General features: G+C 64.2%; 18 protein-coding genes. 6 read left to right on the top strand and 12 right to left on the bottom strand.

Annotated features, from left to right (window positions below):
* Positions 1 to 3: 3 nt before the first annotated feature.
* The 8 genes from AWC07_RS18705 to AWC07_RS28140 form a co-directional block, all read right to left on the bottom strand.
* Entirely contained in the window at positions 4 to 3,675 is a 3,672-nt protein-coding gene (locus tag AWC07_RS18705) for a nitrate reductase subunit alpha (protein WP_036411332.1), read from the bottom strand.
* A 642-nt stretch (positions 3,676 to 4,317) separates the two neighbouring features.
* Positions 4,318 to 5,733: an NADH-quinone oxidoreductase subunit N gene (locus AWC07_RS18710; protein WP_244187635.1), complete on the bottom strand. Its 1,416-nt coding sequence runs from the start codon at positions 5,731 to 5,733 to the stop codon at positions 4,318 to 4,320.
* 3 nt (positions 5,734 to 5,736) lie between these two features.
* Positions 5,737 to 7,227, bottom strand: a complete 1,491-nt coding sequence (locus AWC07_RS18715) for a complex I subunit 4 family protein (RefSeq protein ID WP_036411334.1) — start codon at positions 7,225 to 7,227, stop codon at positions 5,737 to 5,739.
* Positions 7,228 to 7,230: 3 nt separating this feature from the next.
* The gene (locus AWC07_RS18720) at positions 7,231 to 9,069 is read right to left on the bottom strand and encodes a proton-conducting transporter transmembrane domain-containing protein (protein ID WP_036411350.1); all 1,839 of its coding nucleotides are present in this window, start codon (positions 9,067 to 9,069) and stop codon (positions 7,231 to 7,233) included.
* A 5-nt stretch (positions 9,070 to 9,074) separates the two neighbouring features.
* On the bottom strand, positions 9,075 to 9,377 hold the full coding sequence (locus AWC07_RS18725) for an NADH-quinone oxidoreductase subunit NuoK (protein WP_036411336.1): 303 nt from the start codon (positions 9,375 to 9,377) through the stop codon (positions 9,075 to 9,077).
* Complete coding sequence (locus AWC07_RS18730) at positions 9,374 to 9,937, bottom strand: NADH-quinone oxidoreductase subunit J (protein WP_036411337.1); 564 nt, start codon at positions 9,935 to 9,937, stop codon at positions 9,374 to 9,376. The genes AWC07_RS18725 and AWC07_RS18730 overlap by 4 nt, the downstream gene beginning before the upstream one ends.
* 2 nt (positions 9,938 to 9,939) lie before the next feature.
* Positions 9,940 to 10,875 carry a complex I subunit 1 family protein gene (locus AWC07_RS18735; protein ID WP_036411339.1) on the bottom strand — a complete coding sequence of 312 codons (936 nt, stop codon included), beginning with the start codon at positions 10,873 to 10,875 and terminating at the stop codon, positions 9,940 to 9,942.
* Positions 10,868 to 11,557 carry a hypothetical protein gene (locus tag AWC07_RS28140; protein ID WP_036411351.1) on the bottom strand — a complete coding sequence of 230 codons (690 nt, stop codon included), beginning with the start codon at positions 11,555 to 11,557 and terminating at the stop codon, positions 10,868 to 10,870. Before AWC07_RS28140 ends, AWC07_RS18735 begins: the two co-directional genes overlap by 8 nt.
* Before the next feature lie 6 nt (positions 11,558 to 11,563).
* Between AWC07_RS28140 and AWC07_RS28145 the strand changes: the two genes are divergently transcribed.
* Positions 11,564 to 11,881, top strand: coding sequence for a hypothetical protein (locus AWC07_RS28145; RefSeq protein ID WP_208622444.1), 318 nt, complete (start codon positions 11,564 to 11,566; stop codon positions 11,879 to 11,881).
* 287 nt (positions 11,882 to 12,168) lie between these two features.
* On the opposite strand, the gene AWC07_RS18745 is transcribed toward AWC07_RS28145, so the two are convergent.
* A complete protein-coding gene (locus AWC07_RS18745; RefSeq protein WP_036411341.1) occupies positions 12,169 to 12,513 on the bottom strand; it encodes an NADH-quinone oxidoreductase subunit A in 345 nt (114 codons plus the stop codon).
* 605 nt (positions 12,514 to 13,118) lie between these two features.
* Here AWC07_RS18745 and AWC07_RS18750 point away from each other — a divergent pair.
* The 3 genes from AWC07_RS18750 to AWC07_RS18760 all read left to right on the top strand — a co-directional run bounded on the left by AWC07_RS18750 (position 13,119) and on the right by AWC07_RS18760 (position 15,917).
* Positions 13,119 to 13,325 (top strand): heavy-metal-associated domain-containing protein, encoded by a 207-nt coding sequence (locus AWC07_RS18750; protein WP_036411354.1) that lies wholly within the window; start codon positions 13,119 to 13,121, stop codon positions 13,323 to 13,325.
* Positions 13,326 to 13,357: 32 nt separating this feature from the next.
* Complete coding sequence (locus AWC07_RS18755) at positions 13,358 to 15,610, top strand: heavy metal translocating P-type ATPase (RefSeq protein ID WP_036411342.1); 2,253 nt, start codon at positions 13,358 to 13,360, stop codon at positions 15,608 to 15,610.
* A 97-nt stretch (positions 15,611 to 15,707) separates the two neighbouring features.
* The gene (locus AWC07_RS18760) at positions 15,708 to 15,917 is read left to right on the top strand and encodes a four-helix bundle copper-binding protein (RefSeq protein WP_482805313.1); all 210 of its coding nucleotides are present in this window, start codon (positions 15,708 to 15,710) and stop codon (positions 15,915 to 15,917) included.
* Positions 15,918 to 15,973: 56 nt separating this feature from the next.
* Here AWC07_RS18760 and AWC07_RS18765 read toward each other — a convergent pair whose 3' ends face one another.
* On the bottom strand, positions 15,974 to 16,633 hold the full coding sequence (locus AWC07_RS18765; protein WP_244187636.1) for a class I SAM-dependent methyltransferase: 660 nt from the start codon (positions 16,631 to 16,633) through the stop codon (positions 15,974 to 15,976).
* Positions 16,634 to 16,698: 65 nt separating this feature from the next.
* Between AWC07_RS18765 and AWC07_RS18770 the strand changes: the two genes are divergently transcribed.
* The gene (locus AWC07_RS18770) at positions 16,699 to 17,376 is read left to right on the top strand and encodes a DUF305 domain-containing protein (RefSeq protein ID WP_051507884.1); all 678 of its coding nucleotides are present in this window, start codon (positions 16,699 to 16,701) and stop codon (positions 17,374 to 17,376) included.
* A 251-nt stretch (positions 17,377 to 17,627) separates the two neighbouring features.
* On the opposite strand, the gene AWC07_RS18775 is transcribed toward AWC07_RS18770, so the two are convergent.
* Both AWC07_RS18775 and AWC07_RS18780 read right to left on the bottom strand, forming a co-directional pair.
* Positions 17,628 to 18,158 carry an NAD(P)/FAD-dependent oxidoreductase gene (locus AWC07_RS18775; protein ID WP_139829776.1) on the bottom strand — a complete coding sequence of 177 codons (531 nt, stop codon included), beginning with the start codon at positions 18,156 to 18,158 and terminating at the stop codon, positions 17,628 to 17,630.
* Positions 18,159 to 18,821: 663 nt separating this feature from the next.
* Positions 18,822 to 19,601 carry a YoaK family protein gene (locus AWC07_RS18780; protein ID WP_425271261.1) on the bottom strand — a complete coding sequence of 260 codons (780 nt, stop codon included), beginning with the start codon at positions 19,599 to 19,601 and terminating at the stop codon, positions 18,822 to 18,824.
* 290 nt (positions 19,602 to 19,891) lie between these two features.
* Here AWC07_RS18780 and AWC07_RS18785 point away from each other — a divergent pair, with 290 nt between their 5' ends.
* Positions 19,892 to 20,620: an LOG family protein gene (locus AWC07_RS18785; RefSeq protein ID WP_036409045.1), complete on the top strand. Its 729-nt coding sequence runs from the start codon at positions 19,892 to 19,894 to the stop codon at positions 20,618 to 20,620.
* Positions 20,621 to 20,773: the final 153 nt, after the last annotated feature.

The following is a 20,773-nucleotide window of genomic DNA, read 5'->3' on the forward strand; positions in this document are numbered from 1 at the left end:
TGGTCAGTACTCCACTTCTTGCGAGCGCCGCCGGATGGTGGTGACCTCGTCGCGCTGGTTTCCGGTGGGGCCGTGGTAGTTCAGCGCGAACGACTGTTGGGCGTAGCCCCCGATCAGGTGTGACGGTTTGATCATGATCCGGGTCAGCGCGTTGTGAATACCGCCGCGCTTGCCGGTCTTTTCGGTACGGGGCACGTCCACCGCCTTGTCCTGTGCGTGGTACATGAACACCAGGCCTTCGGGCATCCGGTGGCTGACGATCGCGCGCGCGTTAACCACACCGTTGCGGTTCGTGCATTCGATCCAGTCGTTGTCCTTGACGCCGATCTTCGCCGCGTCCACATCCGACATCCAAATCGCCTGCCCGCCACGGGAAAGCGTGAGCATGTACAAGTTGTCCTGGTATGCGGAGTGGATGGACCACTTGGAGTGCGGCGTCAGGTAGCGCACCGTAACGCCGCCGTCGCCCGCCTCGTTGCCCACAACGGGCTCGTCGAATAGCGCCGTCATGTCCAGTGGCGGACGGAAGATCGGCAACTGCTCGCCAAGTTCGCCCATCCAGTCGTGGTCGAGGTAGAAGTGTTGCCGGCCGGTCAGCGTGTGCCATGGCTTGAGCCGCTCGGTGTTGATCGTGAACGGAGAGTACCGACGCCCGCCGGTCTCCGAGCCCGACCATTCCGGCGACGTGTTCACCGGCACCGGCCGAGACTGTGTGTCGGCGAACGTGATTCGTCGGCCCTCGTTCTCCTTGGCGAGATCGACCAGCTCGGTGCCGGTGCGGCGTTGCAGCGCCTCGAACCCCTCGACAGCGAGGCGACCATTCGTCGTACCGGACAGCGCCAGAATCGCCTCGGCGGCATGGGTGTCCTTGGCCAGCGACGGCCGCCCGACGGCCATGCCGCTGACCACCGCGCCGTTGACGCCCCGCAGGTACTCGACCTCCGCCTCGGGATGCGTCGTCACGCCCTTGGTGGTCAGGCCGACGGTTTCCACCATCGGTCCCAGCGCCGCCATCTTGTCCCCGACCGCCGGGTAGTCACGTTCGACCACAACCAAGCGCGGCATCGTCTGACCCGGAACCGGTTCGCATTCGCCAGCTTTCCAGTCCAGCACTCGCCCGCCGGGCTGTGCGGTCGCATCGGCACTGTCATGCTGTAGCGGCACCGCGACGATGTCGTTGCGCTTCCCGAGGTGCTTTTCGGCGAGCCAGGAGAACCCGCGTGCGATCCGGTGGAACGCCTCGAAGTCGGTCTTGGTCTCCCACGGCGGTGAGATCGCGGGCGAGAACGCGTGGACAAACGGGTGCATGTCGGTGCTTGACAGATCGTGCTTCTCATACCAGGTGGCGGCGGGCAAGACGATGTCGGAAAACAAGGTGGTGCTGGTATTTCGGAAGTCCAGCGACAACAACAGGTCCAGCTTTCCGACCGGCGCCTCGTCACGCCAGCGCACCTCCTGCGGGCGCACCGCATCCTCGTCGCGTGCGGCGACGTTGGAATCGGTGCCCAGCAGGTGTTTGAGGAAGTATTCGTTGCCCTTGGCCGACGAGCCGAGCAGGTTGGACCGCCACACGGTCAGGCAGCGCGGGAAGTTCTCCGGCGCATCCGGATCCTCGCAGGCGAACTGCAGATAGCCGGACTTGAGCCCATCGACGATGTGCGCCGACGCATCCTTGCCCAGCCGGGCCGCCTCATCGGCGAGGTCGAGCGGATTGCGGTTGAACGTAGGGTAACTCGGCATCCAGCCCAGCCGGCTTGCTAGTGCGATGTTGTCGGCCGCCGTTCGGCCGGCAAACCTACCTTCGGCCAGCGGGGAGGCCATCGTCTCCGACGTGAACCGGTCGTAGCGCCACTGGTCGGTCGACAGATACCAGAACACGGTGCCTTGCATCTGGCGCGGCGGCCGCTGCCAATCCAACGCGAAAGCCAGCGTCGACCAACCCGTTACCGGTCGGCACTTCTCCTGGCCGACGTAATGCGCCCAGCCGCCGCCGTTGACCCCTTGGCAGCCGGTGAGCATCACCAACGTCAGAAATGAGCGGTAGATCTGGTCGGAGTGAAACCAGTGGTTGGTTCCCGCGCCCATCAGAATCATCGACCGGCCGCGCGAACGTTCCGCGTTGTCGGCGAATTCGCGCGCGATCCGTTCCACCGCCTGGGCGGGCACGCCGGTGATCGGCTCTTGCCACGCTGGCGTGTACGGCTGTGTCGCATCGCCGTAGCCCGTCGGCCAATCTCCGGGTAGGCCGTCGCGGTGCACGCCGTATTGCGCGAGCAGCAGATCGAAGACGGTTGTGACTCGTTGGCCAGCAATGATTCTCGTCGGCACCCCGCGCGTCAGGACGCCGGGCCGATCGCCGTCGAACCGCGGCAGTCTCACTGCGGTCATGTCGCCGTCGGCGCCGTGTAACGTGAGCAACGGGTCCACACCATTCAGGTCGAGGTTCCAGCGACCCTCGCCGGAAGCCGTGAACCGGTATCCCAGCGAGCCGTTCGGCACTACCGGGTTGAGCTGCGCGTCGAGCAGCACCGTCTTGGACGAGGAACCTTCGCCGGTGTCGCCGAGATCGGCTGCGGTGAGGAACTTTCCGGGCAGCCAGTCATCACCGCGCCGGGTCAGTGTGATCAGAAACGGCAGATCCGTGAACCGCTTCACATAGTCGGTGAAATACGGGGTCGTCCGGTCGATGAAGAACTCCTTGAGGATGACGTGCCCCATGGACATCGCCAGCGCGGCGTCGGTACCCGGGCGTGCCGGCAGCCACTCGTCGGCGAACTTCGTATTGTCGGCGTAGTCGGGCGAGACCACGATCACCTTTTGGCCGCGATAGCGCGCTTCGGTCATGTAGTGCGCATCGGGTGTCCGGGTGACGGGAACGTTGGAGCCCCACATGATCAGGTATCCGGCGTCGAACCAGTCGGCCGACTCGGGCACATCGGTCTGGTCACCGAACACCTGCGGCGAGGCCACCGGAAGATCGGCATACCAGTCGTAGAACGACAGCATCGACCCGCCCAGCAGCGAAATGAACCGGGCCCCAACGGCATGGCTGACCATTGACATCGCCGGTATCGGCGAAAAGCCGGCCACCCGATCGGGGCCGTAGCGTTTGATGGTGTGCACGTGCGCCGCCGCCGCGATCTCGGCTGCCTCCCACCACTCGGCCCGAACGAAGCCGCCCTTGCCGCGTGCCGCCTTATAGCGAGCGGACTTCACCGGATCATCGACGACGTCGGCCCAAGCCAGCACGGGGTCGTTCAGTCGCTGCTTGGCTTCCCGGTAATACTCCAGCAAGACGCCACGCACATACGGATAACGCACCCGCGCGGGCGAATACGTGTACCAGGAGAACGAGGCGCCGCGCGGGCATCCGCGCGGCTCGTACTCCGGCTTGTCGGCGCCGACCGACGGGTAGTCGGTCTGCTGGGACTCCCAGGTGATGACTCCGTCCTTGACATAAATCTTCCACGAACACGATCCGGTGCAGTTGACGCCGTGCGTGGAGCGGACCACCTTGTCGTGCGCCCAGCGGTCGCGGTAGAAATCGTCGGCTGAGCGGCCACCGATCTTGTGCAGGGCACGGTAATCCGCGGAGATTTCCCCGCGATGAAAATATTTGCCAAGTCCGAGCAAGGCATCCGCGGCCGTCTGGCGATTCTGGTTCAGATCGACCATGGCGCCTCCTCTCATACAACGCCTATCGCCCAGTCATTCATTGAGGGTAAAGGACATTTCGAGCTGGTCAAAAGAACGCACCGGCACGCGGGTGCGTTCGTGCGGTTGCTTTAACACTCCGGTCACATTCCGGTGTGTCAGGCGTGCCGTTGTGTTGCTGATAGCTGATGAAAAGCGCAGCTGGACGACACGAGTCGTGATCCGCGACGACAACGAACCGCCTGCGCGTCACAGCCCCGAATTGAGTATTTTTCATGCCAGAAACAATTTTTTACGCGTCCGGATACGCACGCGAAACCCTTATGACCCGATACGGCCGGGCGGCCGTGCGAGTGCATCCGCTTCGCGTAGTCAACCGCTCCGACGTACCTCCCGAAGCGGCAGATTGGCCCGCGCTGGCCCACGAGCAGCACAGTGCCCGGCTAATGCGGGGACCACTCGACGACGGCGTTCATCCCGATCCCGTCCTTCACCACGTCGACGCACAGATCGGCTCGGACGAACCCGCTCGATTGGATGCTGGGCTGCGCCGGCTGTCGAAGGTGAGAGCAGGTCAGCCGTGATCGTCGCCAAAAGTGTGCAGGTGCTACCCCCTAACAGGTCAAGTCACCGACTCCAACCGCGGGGACGGCGTCGAATCGGCTACCGCATCGGCGCCGTTGCGAACAACTCCCACAGCGGTCCCGCCGCAACGCCGATCCCGAGGCTTAGGCCGGCCGCGACCGTCGCGGTGCCTGCGGACCAACCACCGGCGGTGAAATCTTCTGCGCCCCGGGGCTTTTGGAATACGGGGACGATCCAGCGCAGGTAGTAGAACAGGCTGAGAAGGCTATTGACGAACACCACCACGGCCAGCCAGGCTTGACCGCCGTCCCAGGCAGCCGTCGCGGTGGTGAGTTTTCCGACGAATACCGCGGTCGGTGGGGTGCCGACCAGCCCGAGCAACGCCACCACCAACGCAGCGGCCAGCCAGGGCCGGGCTCGCGCCAGGCCCCGGTAGGCGCTGAGGTCGCGCCGGTCGGATAGTGAGGTGCTTACCGCGAAGGCGGCACTGTTGGTCAGGGTGTACCCGACCAGATAGAAGAGCAACGATGGAAGTGCTAGCTCGGTGCGGCCGACGACGGTGACCGGCACAAGCAGATAGCCCACTTGGCTGACGGTCGACCAGCCCAGGAGTCGACGAGGATCCTGCTGGCCGTAAGCGGCCAAATTCCCCAATGTCATACTCGCGACGGCGAATATCGCGATCAGCAACGGCCACGCCACCGTATGCGGCAGCACGCTAACCGTGCGATACAGCGCTACCAGCGCGCCGATCTTTGGCACCGTGGTCAAAAATATGGCCGCTGTCCCGCGGGCGCCTTGGGCGGCATCGGGAACCCAGAAGTGTGCGGGCACACCGCCGGCTTCGAACATCAGTCCCGCCAGTACGGCCACTACGCCGGCGGCGACCACCGCCGCCGGCGCGCCGCCGAGTCGTGCGGCGAGTTCGTCGTAGCGGGTGACCCCGGTGATCCCGTAGAGGACCGTCAGGCCCAGCATCAGCGTGATACCGAACAGTGCGCCGATCAGGTAGGTCTTCATCGCCGCCTCGGCCGCCAGGCCAGAGCGCAACAACCCGATCAGTCCGTACAGCGGGATGCTGGCGAGCAGGTATCCGGCTGCCAGGACGAGCAGGTCTCTGGCTCCGGCCAGAACCATGATGCCGGATGTGGAGAAGAGAAGCAGCGCATAGGTTTCGCTTTCCCGCGCCGTTCCTTTGATTTCGTCGCCGGCTATCGCCAGAACCATCAGGACCCCGACCGCGGCCGCGATTCGCGCCACACCGGTGGCGGTATCGACGGCGAAGGTGCCATCGAATGCGGTCTGATCCGAGGGCCCCATACCGACGGCCGCCACCACGATGACGCCGATAAGCGTTGCGGCTGCGACGATCCGGGCCCACCACTGTCGTTGCCGGGGCAGAAACGATCCGCCGATCAACGCCGCCAGGCCGCCGCCGAATGTCAGCATCTCCGGCAACATCAGCAACGGCCGCATCCCGGTCTCGGCGTTCATCTGCTATCTCCCGACCAGCCCGATGAGCGTTTGGGACGCCGGCTCAATCAGATCCAGCAGGGGCCTCGGAAGGATGCCAATAAGAACTGAAAGCGTCAGAAGCGTTCCTGCCGAACCGATTTCGGATGGGTGCAGATCGACGAAGCCCTGCGAGTTGCCTTCAGTGTTGCCAGTGAAGATGCGCTGCAGAGCCCGCAGAAAAAGTGCCGCGGTGATCAGGATGCCCGGTAGTGCGATGGCGGTGAGCGGCTCCGCGGCGATGCTGCCCGTGAAAATTTGGAATTCGGCGATGAAGCCAGAGAAGCCCGGCAATCCCAGGGAGGCGAATGCACCGACCGCAAACAGGCCAGCCAGTTTCGGGGCCGGTGCGGCCAGACCGCCGTAAGCGTCCATTTCGTAGCTGGCGGCGCGGTCGTAGAACACCCCGGCGAGCAGGAACAGCGCTCCGGTGATCAGACCGTGGCTGACCATTTGCGTGACGGCGCCGGTGACCGCCACCGCACGTGCGTGGGCGGTGCTAGCCGACAACAGGCCCGCGGCGCCGACCGCCAGCACGATGTAGCCCATGTGGTTGACTGAGGTGTAAGCCACCATTCGCTTGAAGTCGTTCTGCGCCAACGCAACCAACGCTCCGTAGAGTACCGACACGATGCCGACGACGATGATCACCCACGCCCAGGCGCGCCAGGCCTGCGTCAGCATCGGCATCGCGATTCGCACGAAACCGTAGGTGCCCATCTTCAGCAGCACCCCGGCCAGCACCGCCGAGCCAATGGCCGGCGCGTCGGTATGCGCCGGGGGAAGCCAAGTGTGGAACGGAACCGTCGGCGTCTTGACCGCCAGCCCAACCAGGATCGCCCCCAGGACCAGCCCACCGGCTAGCGGACTACCGGCCAGCGGAGTGGTGGCAACCAGCTCGACCATGTCGAATGTGTGCGGATCGGCCGCAATGTACAGGCCGATGAATCCCACCAGCAGCGCCAGCGAACCCAGGAAGGTATACAGGAAAAACTTCAGCGCCGAGCGACCGGCGTCACCGTGGCCCCAGCCGGCGATCACGAAGTACATCGCCACGATCGACAGGTCGAAGAACACGAAGAACAAGATCAGGTCCGCGGCGACGAACAGACCCAGGCTCACGGTCTGCAGAAACAGGAACAGGGCCGCCTGCGGCCGGGTCCGATCCCGGCTGCGCAACCCGTAGACCGCGCAGGCTAGGAAGATCACCGCGGTCATGACCACCAGCGGCAGTGACAAGCCGTCGATGCCGAGGTGGTAGCTGCTGTCGACTCCGGGGATCCAGCGGGCCCGTTCCTCGTAAGCCAGCCCGTTGGGTCCCGGTGCCTTGTAGCGTGCCCACACCAGCACCGTCAGCGCCAGCTCGACGGCGGTGACGGCGACCCACACCCAGCGGGCCGCGGCCTCACCCGCCCGCGGTATCACCAGCACACCGACCGCGGCGGCCAGTGGCAGAAAAACGATCAGACTGAGCACGTTTCACCTCACCGCCACGAGAAGCAGGACACCCAGCACAACCACCACCAGCGCGGCGAGGTAGTACTGGTGCAGCTGGCCGGTCTGCGGTCTGCGTGCCAGCTCCCCGAGCTGACGTGTTCGCGTCGCTATCGATTCCACCGCGGCATCGACACGGCGGTCATCGGTGCGGGCCGCCCACCGGCCGGCGCGCAGCGATCCGGCGGCGATCCGGTCCACGGCCCGATCGAGAACGTCATCGTCGAACCGGGCCAGCGTCTGAGCCAGGCGCATGGTGGGGCGCGCGACCACCGTGTTAGCGGCCCCCTGCAGGCCAAGCCAGCCGGCGGCCCAGCGGGGCTCGGGCACCCCCCAGCGGACCACTGCGGCCACCACCAGAAGCGCCAAGAGCGCCGACGCCGCCAGTTCGGGCACCGTGGAGTGTGCGGTCAGCCCGTTATCGAGGACACGGCTCAATGTCGGCGCGATCGGCGGCAACGCCAGCATTCCTGCCACGGCGGCGCCGGCAGCTAATACAAGAAGGGGCAGCTTCGCAAAGGCGTTGAGCGCGTTGAGCTTTGGCGACATTTGATGCCCGCCCGGCGCTGACGTGCCCCACACGGCTGCGAGTATCTTCGCCGCGTAGGCCGCCGACAGCGCGGCGGCCACCATCCCTGCCGCATACAGGCCGACGGAGTGCGCCAGTGCAGCCGTCAGCACCGCGTCCTTTGTCGCCCAAAGGGATAGCGGCGCAACTCCCGCCAGAGCGGCCGCGCCGATGGTGGCGCACCAGCCGACCAGCGGCCATCGCCGGGCCACACCATGGAGCTTGTCCAGCTGTTTGGTGCCCAGCAGTGAAAGCCATGCGCCGGCGGCAAGGAACAGCCCGGCCTTGGTGAAGGCATGTGCGACCAACTGCGCGACGCCACCACTGACCGTACCGACACCGGCTGCCATCACCACGAACCCGAGCTGCGCTGCGGTGGAGGCGGCGAGTAACTGTTTGAGGTCGCGTTGGGCCACCGCGACGGCACCCAGCAGTACCGCGGTCACGGCGCCGGTCCAGGCCGCCAATTCGGCGGCCCATCCGGTGGCCGCCAGCAGCGGCTGTACGCGCAGCAGCAGGTACGCGCCCATGGCCACCATGGCCGCCGAGTGCAGTAATGCGCTGACCGGGCTGGGGCCCTCCATCGCGCGCGAAAGCCAAAACGAAAACGGCAGCTGCGCCGCCTTGCCCAAGGCGGCGATGAGCAGACCACCCGCAATGGCGTTGCGCCACAGTGTGGTTGCGTGGGGCAGATCTGCGAGCGCGAGCCCCACGCCGCCGGCAAGTGCCGCGCCGGCGGCCAGATACAGGCCGAGATCGGCGGTACGGGTGGTAACAAAAGCGTTGAGCCCTGCCGACATTCGAAAGTCGTCACGCCACCAGAACCCGATCAGAGCATACGACGTCGCCCCCATCACCTCCCAAGCCAGCAGCAGCGCCGGCAGCGTCGCGGCGGTCGCCGTCAGTAGCGCGGCGGAAGCGAACAACAACATCAAACCGTGGAATCGGCCCGCGGCCGCGTGAATCTCGGTGGTCGCGAAGACCAAGACCAGCAGGGTCACCACCGCGACAACGGGCACCACCACCGCTGACAGGGTGTCCACGGACAGCGCGAACGGCGCACCGGCAACGAACGCGACACTCACAGCGGGTCGAGCGACCGCCACCACGATCCCCAGCACCGCCCCGGCAACTGATACCGCCACCGACATCACGCCCGCCAACCGATCGGCTCGGCGCACGATCAGCAACGAGACGCCGCCAGCGCCCGGGACGAGGATCAGCAGCCAGAGGGCCAGCTGCGCTGGTGCACTCACCCCGCTCATCCGGACAGGTCTGCTGCCATGTCGGTCATGTCGGCCTTGCGCTCGCGATTCAGGAGGGTGGCCACTGCGAATCCCATCGCCATCTCCACCGTCATGGCGGCGATGATCAGCAGCAGCAACACCTGTCCGGCGGGCGCGGGTGCCAGGAACCACCAAAAGCCGCCTGCGGCAAGGATAACCGCGTTGATCATTAACTCGAGTCCCATCATCACCATGACCACGACCTGCTGCGACAGCGCCCCGTAGAGACCCACGCTGAATAGTGCCGCGGCCACCAGCAGCACAGTTTGCAGCGTCATCGGCCCACTCCTCCGGGTTGCGGATCCCGGGCCGGCCGGTGTTTGAGGTCATCGCCGAATCGGTCGTAGCGGTTGCGGTGGGCGGCCAGCACGATACCGGCGACGATGGTGGCGACCATCACGGGGCTGATCACCGCCATGGCCAGCATTTTGGGGCCCATCAAGGCCTCGCCGAGCGCGCCGGTGACATCCGGCGGCGGTTCGCCGCGCCGCGCCGGCCAGTCGGCAAGCAGGATTCCGGACGCCAGCGCGACAAAAGTCCCCCCGGCCGCGGCCAGCGCGCGACGGTTGTCGTGCACCATGCTCATCGGCATCAACGCCGGATTCATGCCCATGAACATGACCATGTAGACCGCCATCACCGCCATCTCCATCACCATCATCAGAATGGTGATGACGCCGATGTAGTTCTGCTGCAACAACACAACCGCGACACCGACGGCAATGAACGAGACGGCAAGGGCATAGGTGGCCCGTGCCATCGAATCGACGATGAACACGGCCGCCCCGGCCAGGACGGCGACCACGGCGACGACCCAGAAGACGATGTCAACGATCAAGTTCAGTTCCTCACTGCTACGACTGCGACCACGAGATCTTGTACGAGTGTGAGCGGCAACAGCACCATCCAACCGATCTCCATGAGTTTGTCCGGCCGCAACGCCGGCACCCGGGCACGCAGCCATACGAACACCGACACCAGCCCGAGGGTCTTGACCAGCACCCATGCCCAACCCGGTAACAGCGGGCCCCCGCCGCCGCCCAGGAACATCGGCACCGCGAACGCAGCACCGGCAGCCAAAAGCGCGTAGCGGCCGACCTGGAATACGAGTCGATCCACCCCGGACAGCTCCGCGGTGACACCGCCGGCGATATCGGCGCCCAGCGCCGGGGAAAACGGGCCCCAGACCGAAAACGCTACCACACCAAGGCAATACACGACGAACGCGACTGGCATCCACACCGCGAACCATAATCCGTGCTGAGCCGCGACCACATCGGCGACCCGAAGGCTCTCGGCTGCGATGGCCGGCGCGACGAGCGCAAACATCAGCGGCAGCTCGTAGCCCAGTCCGTGAGCGAGGAAGCGGTAGCCCCCGACCAGGGAATGCGCGGAGTTGGGGCCCCAACCGCTAAGCCACACCAGCGCCCACACCATCACATCCATTGCGTTGAACCACATGACGCCGACATCGAGATCGAACAACGTCCACCGGCCCAGCGGAACCACGGTCAGCATCAGCGAAGCCACAACGACAAGACCGGCCCCGCCGATCCGCCACAGCAATGTGTCCGCAGCCACCATGGTGCGCCGACGCTGCCGCATCAGCCGAGCGACCTCGGCAACCGCGATGTTTGCACCACGCGAACGCGCCCCTGCACGATGCGCGGCTAGCATGCCGTCCAGGGTCGCTGCATACAGACCGAGGCCCGCAAGCAGCGCCCCAGCGGCCAGCGCCCAGACACCGGAGACCGTCGTGACGGAGCTGTCAGCCATTGCGACCGCCCGCGTGCCGGGGTGCGGTGTCGATACCCAGACTGGCAATCGCCAACCGGGTGGTCGCTAGATCCAGACCACCCACCAGCTCTGGCAGCGCAGTCACCACTGTGGTGAAATTGACGTGGAACTCGCTGGGCTCCAATGAGTTTGACAGCGCTCTCTGCGCCATGTCGATCCGCGCCAGAAGCCGGTCGTAACAGTCGCCGGCGAACGCACTCGGCAGCCCCAGGCGGTCGCAGTCCTCGACGGTCAATGATGTGATGTCGCGCAACGACCAGCGCAGTACGCGAGACCGGCGAAGCTTGCCGTGCAGAGTGTCGAGCAGGGACGGCCCGTGCCCGGCGTTCGGTTCGCTCAGCAGCGCATCCCGCGCTGTGCGGGCGATTGCCGCCGCCCGCGGCCAGCCGGCCAGGGCCAGCAGATCGACCACATGGTCGCAGTGTCGCGCCGCGACGTGGTCTTGCCGTTCTGGGGTTGAATTGCCGTTGCCGGAGTTGCTATCAACGACCCACGCCTCGGCTCGCGCGAGCACATCTCCCTGCAACGAGCACCGCACGACCAGTCCCGCAGGCCAATAACACAGCACGGGACCCAGGCGCAGATGCAGCACGTCCATTTCCAAACCGTCGCGGTCGTCCCCGCCTTCGGCCAGCGCAATTCCAGCCGGAGCCATGTCCATGGCGCCATGGTGCATGTGTCGGTGTGCGCTGGTGTCCATACGCTCGTGCTGACCGTGGTTCATGGCGTCGTGGTCCAGATGCTCGTGTTGATCGTGCTCACCGTGATCCGTGCCATCGGGGTGGTTCATGCCATGGTGATTCATGGCGCCTTGGTGCGGGTGTGGGTGCGGGTGCGGGTCTGGGTGTGGGTGTTCCCCGGGTTGCGTGCCACCGGGGTTCATCTGCCGGTGGCTGTGGTGATCGGTGTGGTGCTGATGACCGCTCAAGCCGGGCGATTGGCCGCGTTCGCGGGCATCGGTGCGATGCATGTCCGTGTCGACTAACTGCATGGCGGCCCGATCGAGGGCCGACTCCACCGCTTCCGGATCGGGCAGATCGATGCGGACGCGGGGCCCCGGCAGCTGATCCCAGACCCGGTCGATCGCCTGGTCCAGTTCGGGTCCGGGCATGCCGCAGACCGCCAGCACATCGGCGTCAGCCGGTGATGTAGCCGCGGACCATCCACGGGCACGAAACCGGCGTTCGGCCGCCGCGCGCACCACCCAGTACCCGGGGGTCTCCACGGTAAGAACGTGGGCCCGGCGCGCTGCATGTCGGGCCAACAGCTGCGTCACACCCATCGCAGTGCGCCCTCTCGCCATGCCCATGCCACCGCGACAAGCAGCGCGGCCAGAAAAACGAACATCTCGGTGATTGCGGTGGCACCCATTTTGGCGACCACCAACGCCCATGGGTACATGAACAACATCTCGACATCGAAGGCAAGGAAAACCAGCGTTGCCGGATACCACCGGACGTGATAACGCGACAATGCATGTTCCTCGGGTGCCCACCCGGACTGGAAAGGCAGAGCGGTCAGTGCGCTGGACGCCGGCGCGGTAAGACGGTGCAGCCCATAGAGGACTATGACCCCAGCTAGGGTCACCAACAGCATCCATGTCACGCCGGTAAACATTGCGGCTCCTATCCGACCGGTCGTCACAGGCAAGGTCAGGCACCGGTGATCGTTACCGGCGTGCCAAGCCTATGGGCAAACTGGTCAGCACGACACGATGCGGCGACGTCGCCTCTCGGCACAACGGCACCACAGACTTCGGTGATTTGATCGTCCGAATTCGATCATGTCCGTTCGCCGGCTGCCGCTACTCACACAAAGTGCCCGTCTTCGAGCTACCTAAACCCCCTGATGCGCCGTCACACGCCGTGCGCCGGCGATGGCGTTGGGTGGCGCCGAGGGCGCACAGCAAAGCGCATCGCACGACGGCGCGTGCGACAGGGTTAGTGGCGGTTCGCAGCGTAATTGAGGTCATGCTCGACTCCTAAACCAATAGGCACTGCCATGGCTTTACCCTACCCACCTACCGTATATGCGCCGGGCGAGACTTGTGAACACGCAACGTTGACAGCCTGCAGCTGTCTGCCGGCGCCATGTCGAAGATCCGCCCACTTCTGCCGGCATCGACGAACCTGCCCTTGCAGAAAGGGCCTTTAATACCCCACAGGGGTATGGTACAGTTGCCGGTATATCCCATGCGGTGCTCAATACGGCAAGGGGGCGAGATGAGCACTATGACGATCACGGTTAGCGGCATGTCGTGCGGCCATTGCGCGTCTTCGGTGCGCGAGGAAATCGGCCAGGTTTCCAATGTCAGGGCGGTCGATGTCGATTTGGCCAGCGGGAAGGTGACCATCGACACCGACGGCCCTGTCGACACGGACGCGATCAAGTGCGCCGTTGAGGAGGCTGGCTATCAGTTAGCCGGCTGAACCCGTCCCGCGATCTGTGTATGAGGACAACAATGCATGCCGTCACCGAATCAACACACCATATCGAGCTGCGCATCGGCGGAATGACTTGCGCATCGTGCGCAGCACGCATCGAAAAGAAACTCAACAAACTCAACGGTGTCAGCGCGGCTGTCAACTACGCGACCGAGAAGGCCAGCGTCGACTATGTTGGCGACGTCTCGCCTGATCAGCTGGTGGCCACCGTTGAGCAGGCCGGCTATACCGCCGAGCTGCCCAAACCGAGCGCACCCGCTGCCGATAGCCACAATGGAGGTTCGGTCGAGCATGATGCGGCCGGACTGCTACGGCAACGACTGCTGGTCTGCCTGACACTGACCGTGCCGGTGATCGCGATCGCCATGGTTCCGATGCTGCAGTTCACCAACTGGCAGTGGTTGTCGCTGACGCTGGCCGCCCCCGTCGTAGTTTGGGGTGGCCTGCCGTTTCACCGGGCGGCGTGGGCCAACCTGCGCCATCGCACCGCCACGATGGACACGCTGATCTCGATGGGTACGCTCGCCGCGCTGGGCTGGTCGGTTTATGCGTTGTTTTGGGGTACGGCCGGCATGGCCGGCATGAAGCACGCATTCGCGCTGACGATCAACCGTACCGATGGCGCCGGCAACATCTATCTGGAGGCCGCAGCAGGTGTCACGACCTTCGTTCTCGTCGGCCGCTATTTTGAGGCGCGCGCCAAGCGGCGTGCTGGTGCTGCGCTGCGCGCGTTGCTCGAACTCGGCGCCAAAGACGTCGCGGTACGCAGAAACGGTGCAGAGCAACGCATCCCGATTGGAGAGCTGGCCGTCGGCGACGAGTTCGTGGTGCGGCCCGGCGAGAAGATCGCCACCGATGGAGTGGTAATCGAGGGCGCTTCCGCGGTGGATACGTCACTGCTGACGGGTGAATCCGTGCCAATCGAGGTGGGCACCGGCGACCAGGTAGTCGGTGCCACCGTCAACGTGGGCGGTCGAATCGTGGTGCGCGCCCATCGGGTCGGTTCGCAGACACAGCTGGCGCAGATGGCCCAGCTGGTCGAGGAGGCACAAACCGGCAAGGCGCCGGCGCAGCGCTTGGCCGACAAGGTCGCCGGCATTTTTGTGCCGATCGTGATCGGCCTTTCGGTGGCGACTTTCGGGTTCTGGATCAGCACCTCCGAGTCGATGTCGACGGCTTTTGCGGCTGCGGTCGCAGTGCTGATCATCGCCTGCCCATGTGCTCTCGGTTTGGCCACGCCGACCGCCTTGATGGTCGGCACTGGCCGGGGCGCACAACTCGGCATCCTGATCAAGGGACCCGAAGCGCTGGAATCCGCGCGGCACATCGACACGATCGTGTTCGACAAGACCGGAACCATCACCACCGGCACCATGACCCTGCTGGAGGTGATCGTCGCCGAGGGTGAGCAGCCCGGCGAAGTTCTGCGGCTGGCAGGTGCACTCGAGGACTCCTCGGAGCACCCGATCGCCAAGGCGATCGCGAGGGAGGCGAGCGCCAAGATCGGCAACCTGCCGGCCGTCACGGACTTCACCAACCTGCAGGGGTTGGGTGTGCGCGGTGTCGTGGACGGCCACGCGGTCGTGGTGGGCCGTCCACGGCTCTTGGCTTACTGGTCGCAGCAACTGCCGCACACCCTGCGTGAGGCGATACGCCGGGCCGAAGCCGACGGCAGGACAGCGGTCGCGGTCGGCTGGGACGGCAAGCTGCACGGTGTGCTTGTCGTGGCCGACGCGGTCAAACCGACGTCAGCCGAGGCAGTCGCCCAGCTGCGTGCGCTGGGCTTGGCACCGATCATGCTCACCGGTGACAACCCGGCCGCAGCACACGCCGTCGGCAGCCAGGTCGGCATTGATGAGGTTATCGCCGAAGTGTTACCGCGCGACAAGGTCGAGACCATCAAGCGATTGCACAACCAGGGCAAAGTGGTAGCCATGGTCGGCGATGGCGTCAACGACGCCGCCGCACTCGCCCAAGCCGACCTCGGGCTGGCGATGGGTACCGGCACCGATGTGGCTATCGAGGCCAGTGACCTGACGCTGGTACGCGATGACCTGCGCGTGGTCGCCGACGCGATCCGCCTATCCCGCAACACGTTAACCACGATCAAGAGCAACTTGTTCTGGGCTTTCGTGTACAACGTCGCGGCAGTGCCACTGGCGGCCGCCGGGCTGCTCAATCCCATGCTGGCCGGTGCCGCGATGGCGTGTTCATCGGTTTTCGTCGTCACCAACAGCCTGCGGCTGCGCAGATTCAAGCCGCACAGTTAGTTAACAGCAAGACAGCTCAGGCGTTCCTCATGGCGAAAGAAGGGACACTGCATGCGGTTTGCGCGCGCTCCTAGCGACCCTTTGCCGCTAGGGGGTACTGACATGCAGCAACCACGCCACTACCAAGAGGATGACCTATGAGCACGACAAGCAGCCCAGGGCTGTGCTGCAAGCGTGTGCCGTCGCATGCAAGAGTTGTGCAGAGGAATGCGCCGGGCACGAATCGCACGAGCACTGCCGCATTTGCGCTGAAGTATGCTCTCGTTGCGAACGGACCTGCGGGGAGCTCATCGACAACCTGGGCTGAACTGCAGAGTCGGCACGCCACCGCGGGAACGCATCGCCGCCCGACGATGCCGATCGCTACTTTGATGGCTGACGACGGGGCCGTTCTGCGGCGATGTAGTACAGGCGCGTGGCGTTCCCCGTTTCCGTGATCGTAAAACCGGTGTTGACGGTCATTGCTTTCAGCCGGTCAAAAACGTTGTGCACGTCGGCATCACCGTGCGCGACACTGGTAAGCCACTCTAGCAACGGAACACGCGGCGAGCGAATATCAGCGATAAGCATCCGTCCGCCCGGCCGCACGACTCGGAACATTTCCCGAACGGCGTTGGCGCGGTGCTCGTTTGGGATGTGATGAAAGGTCAAACTGGACACCACCAAGTCGAATGAGTGGTCAGCGAAGGGCAGCTCTTCGGCATGGCCGGCTTGGAAGGTGCAGTTAGGCGGAGTATGGGCAGCGGCATAGTCCAGCGCCGCCTTTGATGGGTCGATCCCCGTGACTGCACCAGCTGGCCCGACGACAGGGCTGATCCGGCGAGCGAAATAGCCGGTGCCGCAACCAACATCGAGCACCTTTTCGCCGTCACGGGCACCCGACGCGGCGACCAGCCGGTCCCAAATGCGGGCGCGCCGCCCCAAGTACCAAACATTCGCCAGCACTTCGTACGCCTGTGGGTACATGGTTCGTCCTGCTCGGGCGGTCATCGTGTCGACGTGCCGTTTTGGTGTCAACCCCATCGTTACGGTCCTTTCGGATAACACTGCGCGACTCACAACTGTTACGATTTACCCGTATCGGGTATATGAAACACGTTCTGAAGTTTCAGCTTCGAAAAGGACTCAGTGTGATCAAGCGACGATTACTTCCCATGACCGCCTTCGCAGGCACTGCCCTGCTGATCTTGACCGCGTGTGGCAACTCCGACACTCAAGCTCGCTCCAGCACCACGGCCGCACCGTCCAGCGTATCGAGTTCGCCAGCGAGCAGCGGGTCGCATAATGACGAAGATGTCACGTTTGCCCAGAATATGGTTGGTCACCACCAGCAAGCTATCCAGATGAGCGACATCATCCTTGCCAAGCAGGGCATCGACCCCCGGGTGATCGACCTAGCGAACCAAATCAAGGCGGCACAGTCACCCGAAATCCAGCAAATGCAGGCCTGGCTGAGCCAATGGGGGCAACCCACGATGCCGAGCAGCATGGCGCCGGCCACATCAATGCCCGGAATGCCGGGCCACAGCGGCACGCCCGGAATGATGTCCGAACAGGACATGGAAGCCCTGCGGAACGCGCAGGGTCTGGATGCCAGCAAGCTCTTCCTGACCCAGATGATTCAGCACCATCAGGGCGCAATCACCATGGCGCAACACGAAATTCATTCCGGTCAATACTCGCCTGCCATTACGTTGGCGCAATCGGTCGTTACCAATCAGCAACAAGAGATCAACACCATGCAGACCATCTTAAGTTCGCTGTAACTAGCTACGAGTCCACTACGCCACGCTGCGCAAGTGGACAAGAGCCAGACCCCTCGATAGACGGCTTATGTTGCGCCTCTTGCGCTTTCGGGTCTACGGTAGCCGTTGCGCCCAGAGTCAGGGCGTGAGATCTGCACGGACTCAGTGCCCGTGGCCGCAGTCGATCACGTTGTCGAATCGATTCGCCAGGCCGAGAGCGATGAGCGCGCCGAATCAGACGTGGACTGTTGCTTGACATCTCCAACAACGGCTTAGCGCACAGTGGTCTTTGGGCACCCGGTGTTAGCCTCCCTCATGGCAATATGGCTCGTGGCCTGTCTCCGTTTCGCTTCCCGCAACAACTCAACTGACGACAGCCCGCTAAACCAGCGCTCTTGGCGGCAGCGGGCGAAGTTAGCTTTCTCCGCCGCCAATTCAACGGATGGGCCCATGAGTACTCCGGTCGGTTTCGGGCCGCTGAGGAAGTCGGCGTACATCTTGGCGACCTCGCCGCGGCCGAACTCCATGAAGCACTCCCCCGCCCCGTCGTAGGGCCCGGGTGGCGGCGTCCCGCGCAGGTTGGCAACGATGTCGTCGGCGACGAATTGAGCGGCTCGCTCAGCAAATGTGCCCGCCTTGGCGGTGTATGCCGCCGCCACGTCGCCGATCGCATACACGCCCGGAAACCGAGTCCCCAGGTTTGTCTTCTCCACCGGAATCCATCCGTCGGGCGCGAGCCCGGACTTGGCCACGACCGCCAGCACTCGATGCACTGGTATGCCGATGAACATGTCGTACGGCAATTCCCCGCAAGGTGATTCCGCGCGCGGTCAGATGTTCCAGAATCGGCTGGGAAACCTGCTTGGCGACGGGCACCGGGGCTCCCATATAGCCGGTCACGATGATGGTCACCCGGTCACGCAGATCCCGGCTGCAAAAGTAATCCTCCAGCAGGAATGCGGCCTCGAGGGGCGCAGGCGGACATTTGTTGCTCGAGGCCACCGAATCCAGCTCCCAAAATCAGTACATGCGGCGTCGTCATTACATCCCCTTCGCGGCGCCCGGACCTCGTGGCTGGTATTGCCGGAACCTGCTCAGCCAAACACTTTCTCCTGTGTCGGCGGCCACATAAGGTCCCCGGCGTCAAGGGACATGAGGATCTGCCCGCGGTGCCCGTGCTATCGGGGCACGTGACGACAACGCTCGCGCAGTAGGAACCCTCAGGTTGGGGGGTGATTGTGACCGATGACGGTTCACCCTCCGCCCTCTCGCGTGACCAACGCATGCGCACCGGGCCAGCTTTGGCGCCAGCAATCGCCCATTGGAGCGGAACCGAGGTTTGCTGTGGTGATCGCGCAGCTAAATCCTCGGGTCGAAAACCTTGTCAGGTTCTAGCCTGTGGTCTTGCGGACCCGCGGCGCATGGTAGGAAACCGCCCCGACGCACCGCACGCCCAACCGCGGTTTTCAACGGAACCGGCGGTCGTCAGTCGCCATATTTTGACTAGGTTGGGGATTCGTCCCGCTGGGCGAGGCGGGACGCCCGCGGCCATGCACCAGGCCGATGATCGCGACTGCGACACAAACTGCAGCCGGGAGGAGCAATGCATATCCGGCAAGCCAGGCCCCCGTCAGAATCCCTGCTACACCGCCGGTGAGAAACAGCAGCAAGGTGACCGTCAGCACAGCGGCTTTCCACCTGTCGATTCCGTGCCGACGGCTACGCCCGATCATCAGCCCCAGGTCGGTGACAGTGCCGGTGAAGTGGGTGGTGCGGATCGCCATTCCCGGAGTGTTGGACGTCAGCCCATTCTGCAGCCCAAGAGCGGCGGCGGCGAACAGGGCCTGAACAACGGCCCGCTCAATTCCAGCCGCAGCAATTTCCGCCTTAACAGCCGTTTCCTCCACTCCCAGCGCAGCAAGCAACAGGAAAACAGCTTCGATGATCAAAACGGCAGCATGGCGCGGACCGGTGTGGGCGTCCGTCCGTGCAAGGATGGCACCGGCTGCTGCAGTTCCCGCCAGGAAACCCAAGAGGATTGCCGAAAGCACATGGCCCTCATACAGCCACGGGTTAGCTGTATCCATACCTAGCTGGGTGGTCACCCCGGTCAGGTTGCCGACTGGAAACGCCAAGACCAGAAGGGCGACCGCATTGACGAAACCGGCGACCATTGCGAGCAAGCCGCTGTAGCCGAGGATGAGCCCTTTTGGCGTCAACCCGGATGGCTCAGTTTGCGGAAGCATCATCTCCTGACCTTGTTCGCCGGTGTGGCAAGTCTACCGATGGGGGTCGGGGGCAGCTTGTGACGCAGGACAACGGCACACTGTCGCAGTATGCCGTCACTTACGCCATTAGACCGCAACACAGCAGGCCACACCACGACCGTTGCGCTTTTCCGGGTTTGTGGGCAGTTCGCCCGCCGACCCTTGTTGCGGTTCTGATGTCGCTAGCTGGAAGCGCCGGTTCTTCGCCGCGCGTCGTTCACATCAGTTCGGCGTGGTTTAGCGTACCGGTGAGTGGAACAATCGGCTAAATGCCCGAGCCGACACCACCAATTCCGTCGACGTGCGATGAACAGCTGCTGTGTTCCCTGGGGCCGGGTTTCTCCCTAGCTGGTAGTGATCCAGGACGCCTCGCCCGCATCCGAGACGAGGTGGCCTACGGCTTTGCGGCGCTGGCCGAGATTGAGAATGCTGTGTCGATCTTCGGCTCCGCACGCACGCCGCCCGATCATCCGCACTACAAGCTGGCGCGCGCGATCGCCGCGCGACTAGGAGCGCTAGGGTTCGACATCATTACCGGCGGCGGGCCCGGGATCATGGAGGCCGCCAACCTCGGCGCCCGCAACGCAGGGGTGCGCTCCATCGGTCTGGGCATCGAGCTTGCGCATGAGCTGGGCACAAATCCGTTTGTCGATCTCAAACTTCGGTTCAACTACTTTTTCGTCCGCAAGCTGATGTTCGTCCGCTATGCGTCCGCCTTCGTGGTGTTTCCCGGCGGCTTTGGAACGCTCGACGAGCTTTTCGAGGCGTTAACGCTGATACAGACGGAGAAAATCCGGCACTTTCCGATCGTGCTTACAGGGTCGCAGCATTGGTCGGGACTCGAGCGATGGATCCGGGAGCGCCTGCTTGAACCGGGGATGGTATCAGCCGACGACGCCGAGCTACTCGTGCTAGCTGACGATCCCGACGAGATCGGCGAGCTCATCGCTCATTGGCGCCACCGCCAGCTAGAGACCTACCGCCCCTCCCCTTCATGAACCATCGAGTGCCGGTGCCACACACGGGTGGCCCGCACCAATCGACTTGGGCGGCTCCGCTCGGCCTTGCCGCTCAGCGTGATGCATCAAGTCAAGATGCCCGCGAGATCTGATCCATGCATCAGGTAAGGAATGCCCGCGAAAATGGGTCTC

Origin of the sequence: Mycobacterium gastri, assembly GCF_002102175.1 — a bacterium.
Lineage (GTDB): Bacteria > Actinomycetota > Actinomycetes > Mycobacteriales > Mycobacteriaceae > Mycobacterium > Mycobacterium gastri.

Excerpts from the sequence above, each read along its gene's own strand:
- AWC07_RS18705 (WP_036411332.1), bottom strand. The coding sequence starts at position 3,675 with ATGGTCGATCTGAACCAGAATCGCCAGACGGCCGCGGATGCCTTGCTC.
- AWC07_RS18710 (WP_244187635.1), bottom strand. The coding sequence starts at position 5,733 with ATGAACGCCGAGACCGGGATGCGGCCGTTGCTGATGTTGCCGGAGATG.
- AWC07_RS18725 (WP_036411336.1), bottom strand. The coding sequence starts at position 9,377 with ATGACGCTGCAAACTGTGCTGCTGGTGGCCGCGGCACTATTCAGCGTG.
- AWC07_RS18735 (WP_036411339.1), bottom strand. The coding sequence starts at position 10,875 with ATGGCTGACAGCTCCGTCACGACGGTCTCCGGTGTCTGGGCGCTGGCC.
- AWC07_RS28140 (WP_036411351.1), bottom strand. The coding sequence starts at position 11,557 with ATGGACATGGCTCCGGCTGGAATTGCGCTGGCCGAAGGCGGGGACGAC.
- AWC07_RS28145 (WP_208622444.1), top strand. The coding sequence starts at position 11,564 with ATGGTGCATGTGTCGGTGTGCGCTGGTGTCCATACGCTCGTGCTGACC.
- AWC07_RS18745 (WP_036411341.1), bottom strand. The coding sequence starts at position 12,513 with ATGTTTACCGGCGTGACATGGATGCTGTTGGTGACCCTAGCTGGGGTC.
- AWC07_RS18750 (WP_036411354.1), top strand. The coding sequence starts at position 13,119 with ATGAGCACTATGACGATCACGGTTAGCGGCATGTCGTGCGGCCATTGC.
- AWC07_RS18755 (WP_036411342.1), top strand. The coding sequence starts at position 13,358 with ATGCATGCCGTCACCGAATCAACACACCATATCGAGCTGCGCATCGGC.
- AWC07_RS18765 (WP_244187636.1), bottom strand. The coding sequence starts at position 16,633 with ATGGGGTTGACACCAAAACGGCACGTCGACACGATGACCGCCCGAGCA.
- AWC07_RS18770 (WP_051507884.1), top strand. The coding sequence starts at position 16,699 with ATGAAACACGTTCTGAAGTTTCAGCTTCGAAAAGGACTCAGTGTGATC.
- AWC07_RS18780 (WP_425271261.1), bottom strand. The coding sequence starts at position 19,601 with ATGCTTCCGCAAACTGAGCCATCCGGGTTGACGCCAAAAGGGCTCATC.
- AWC07_RS18785 (WP_036409045.1), top strand. The coding sequence starts at position 19,892 with ATGCCCGAGCCGACACCACCAATTCCGTCGACGTGCGATGAACAGCTG.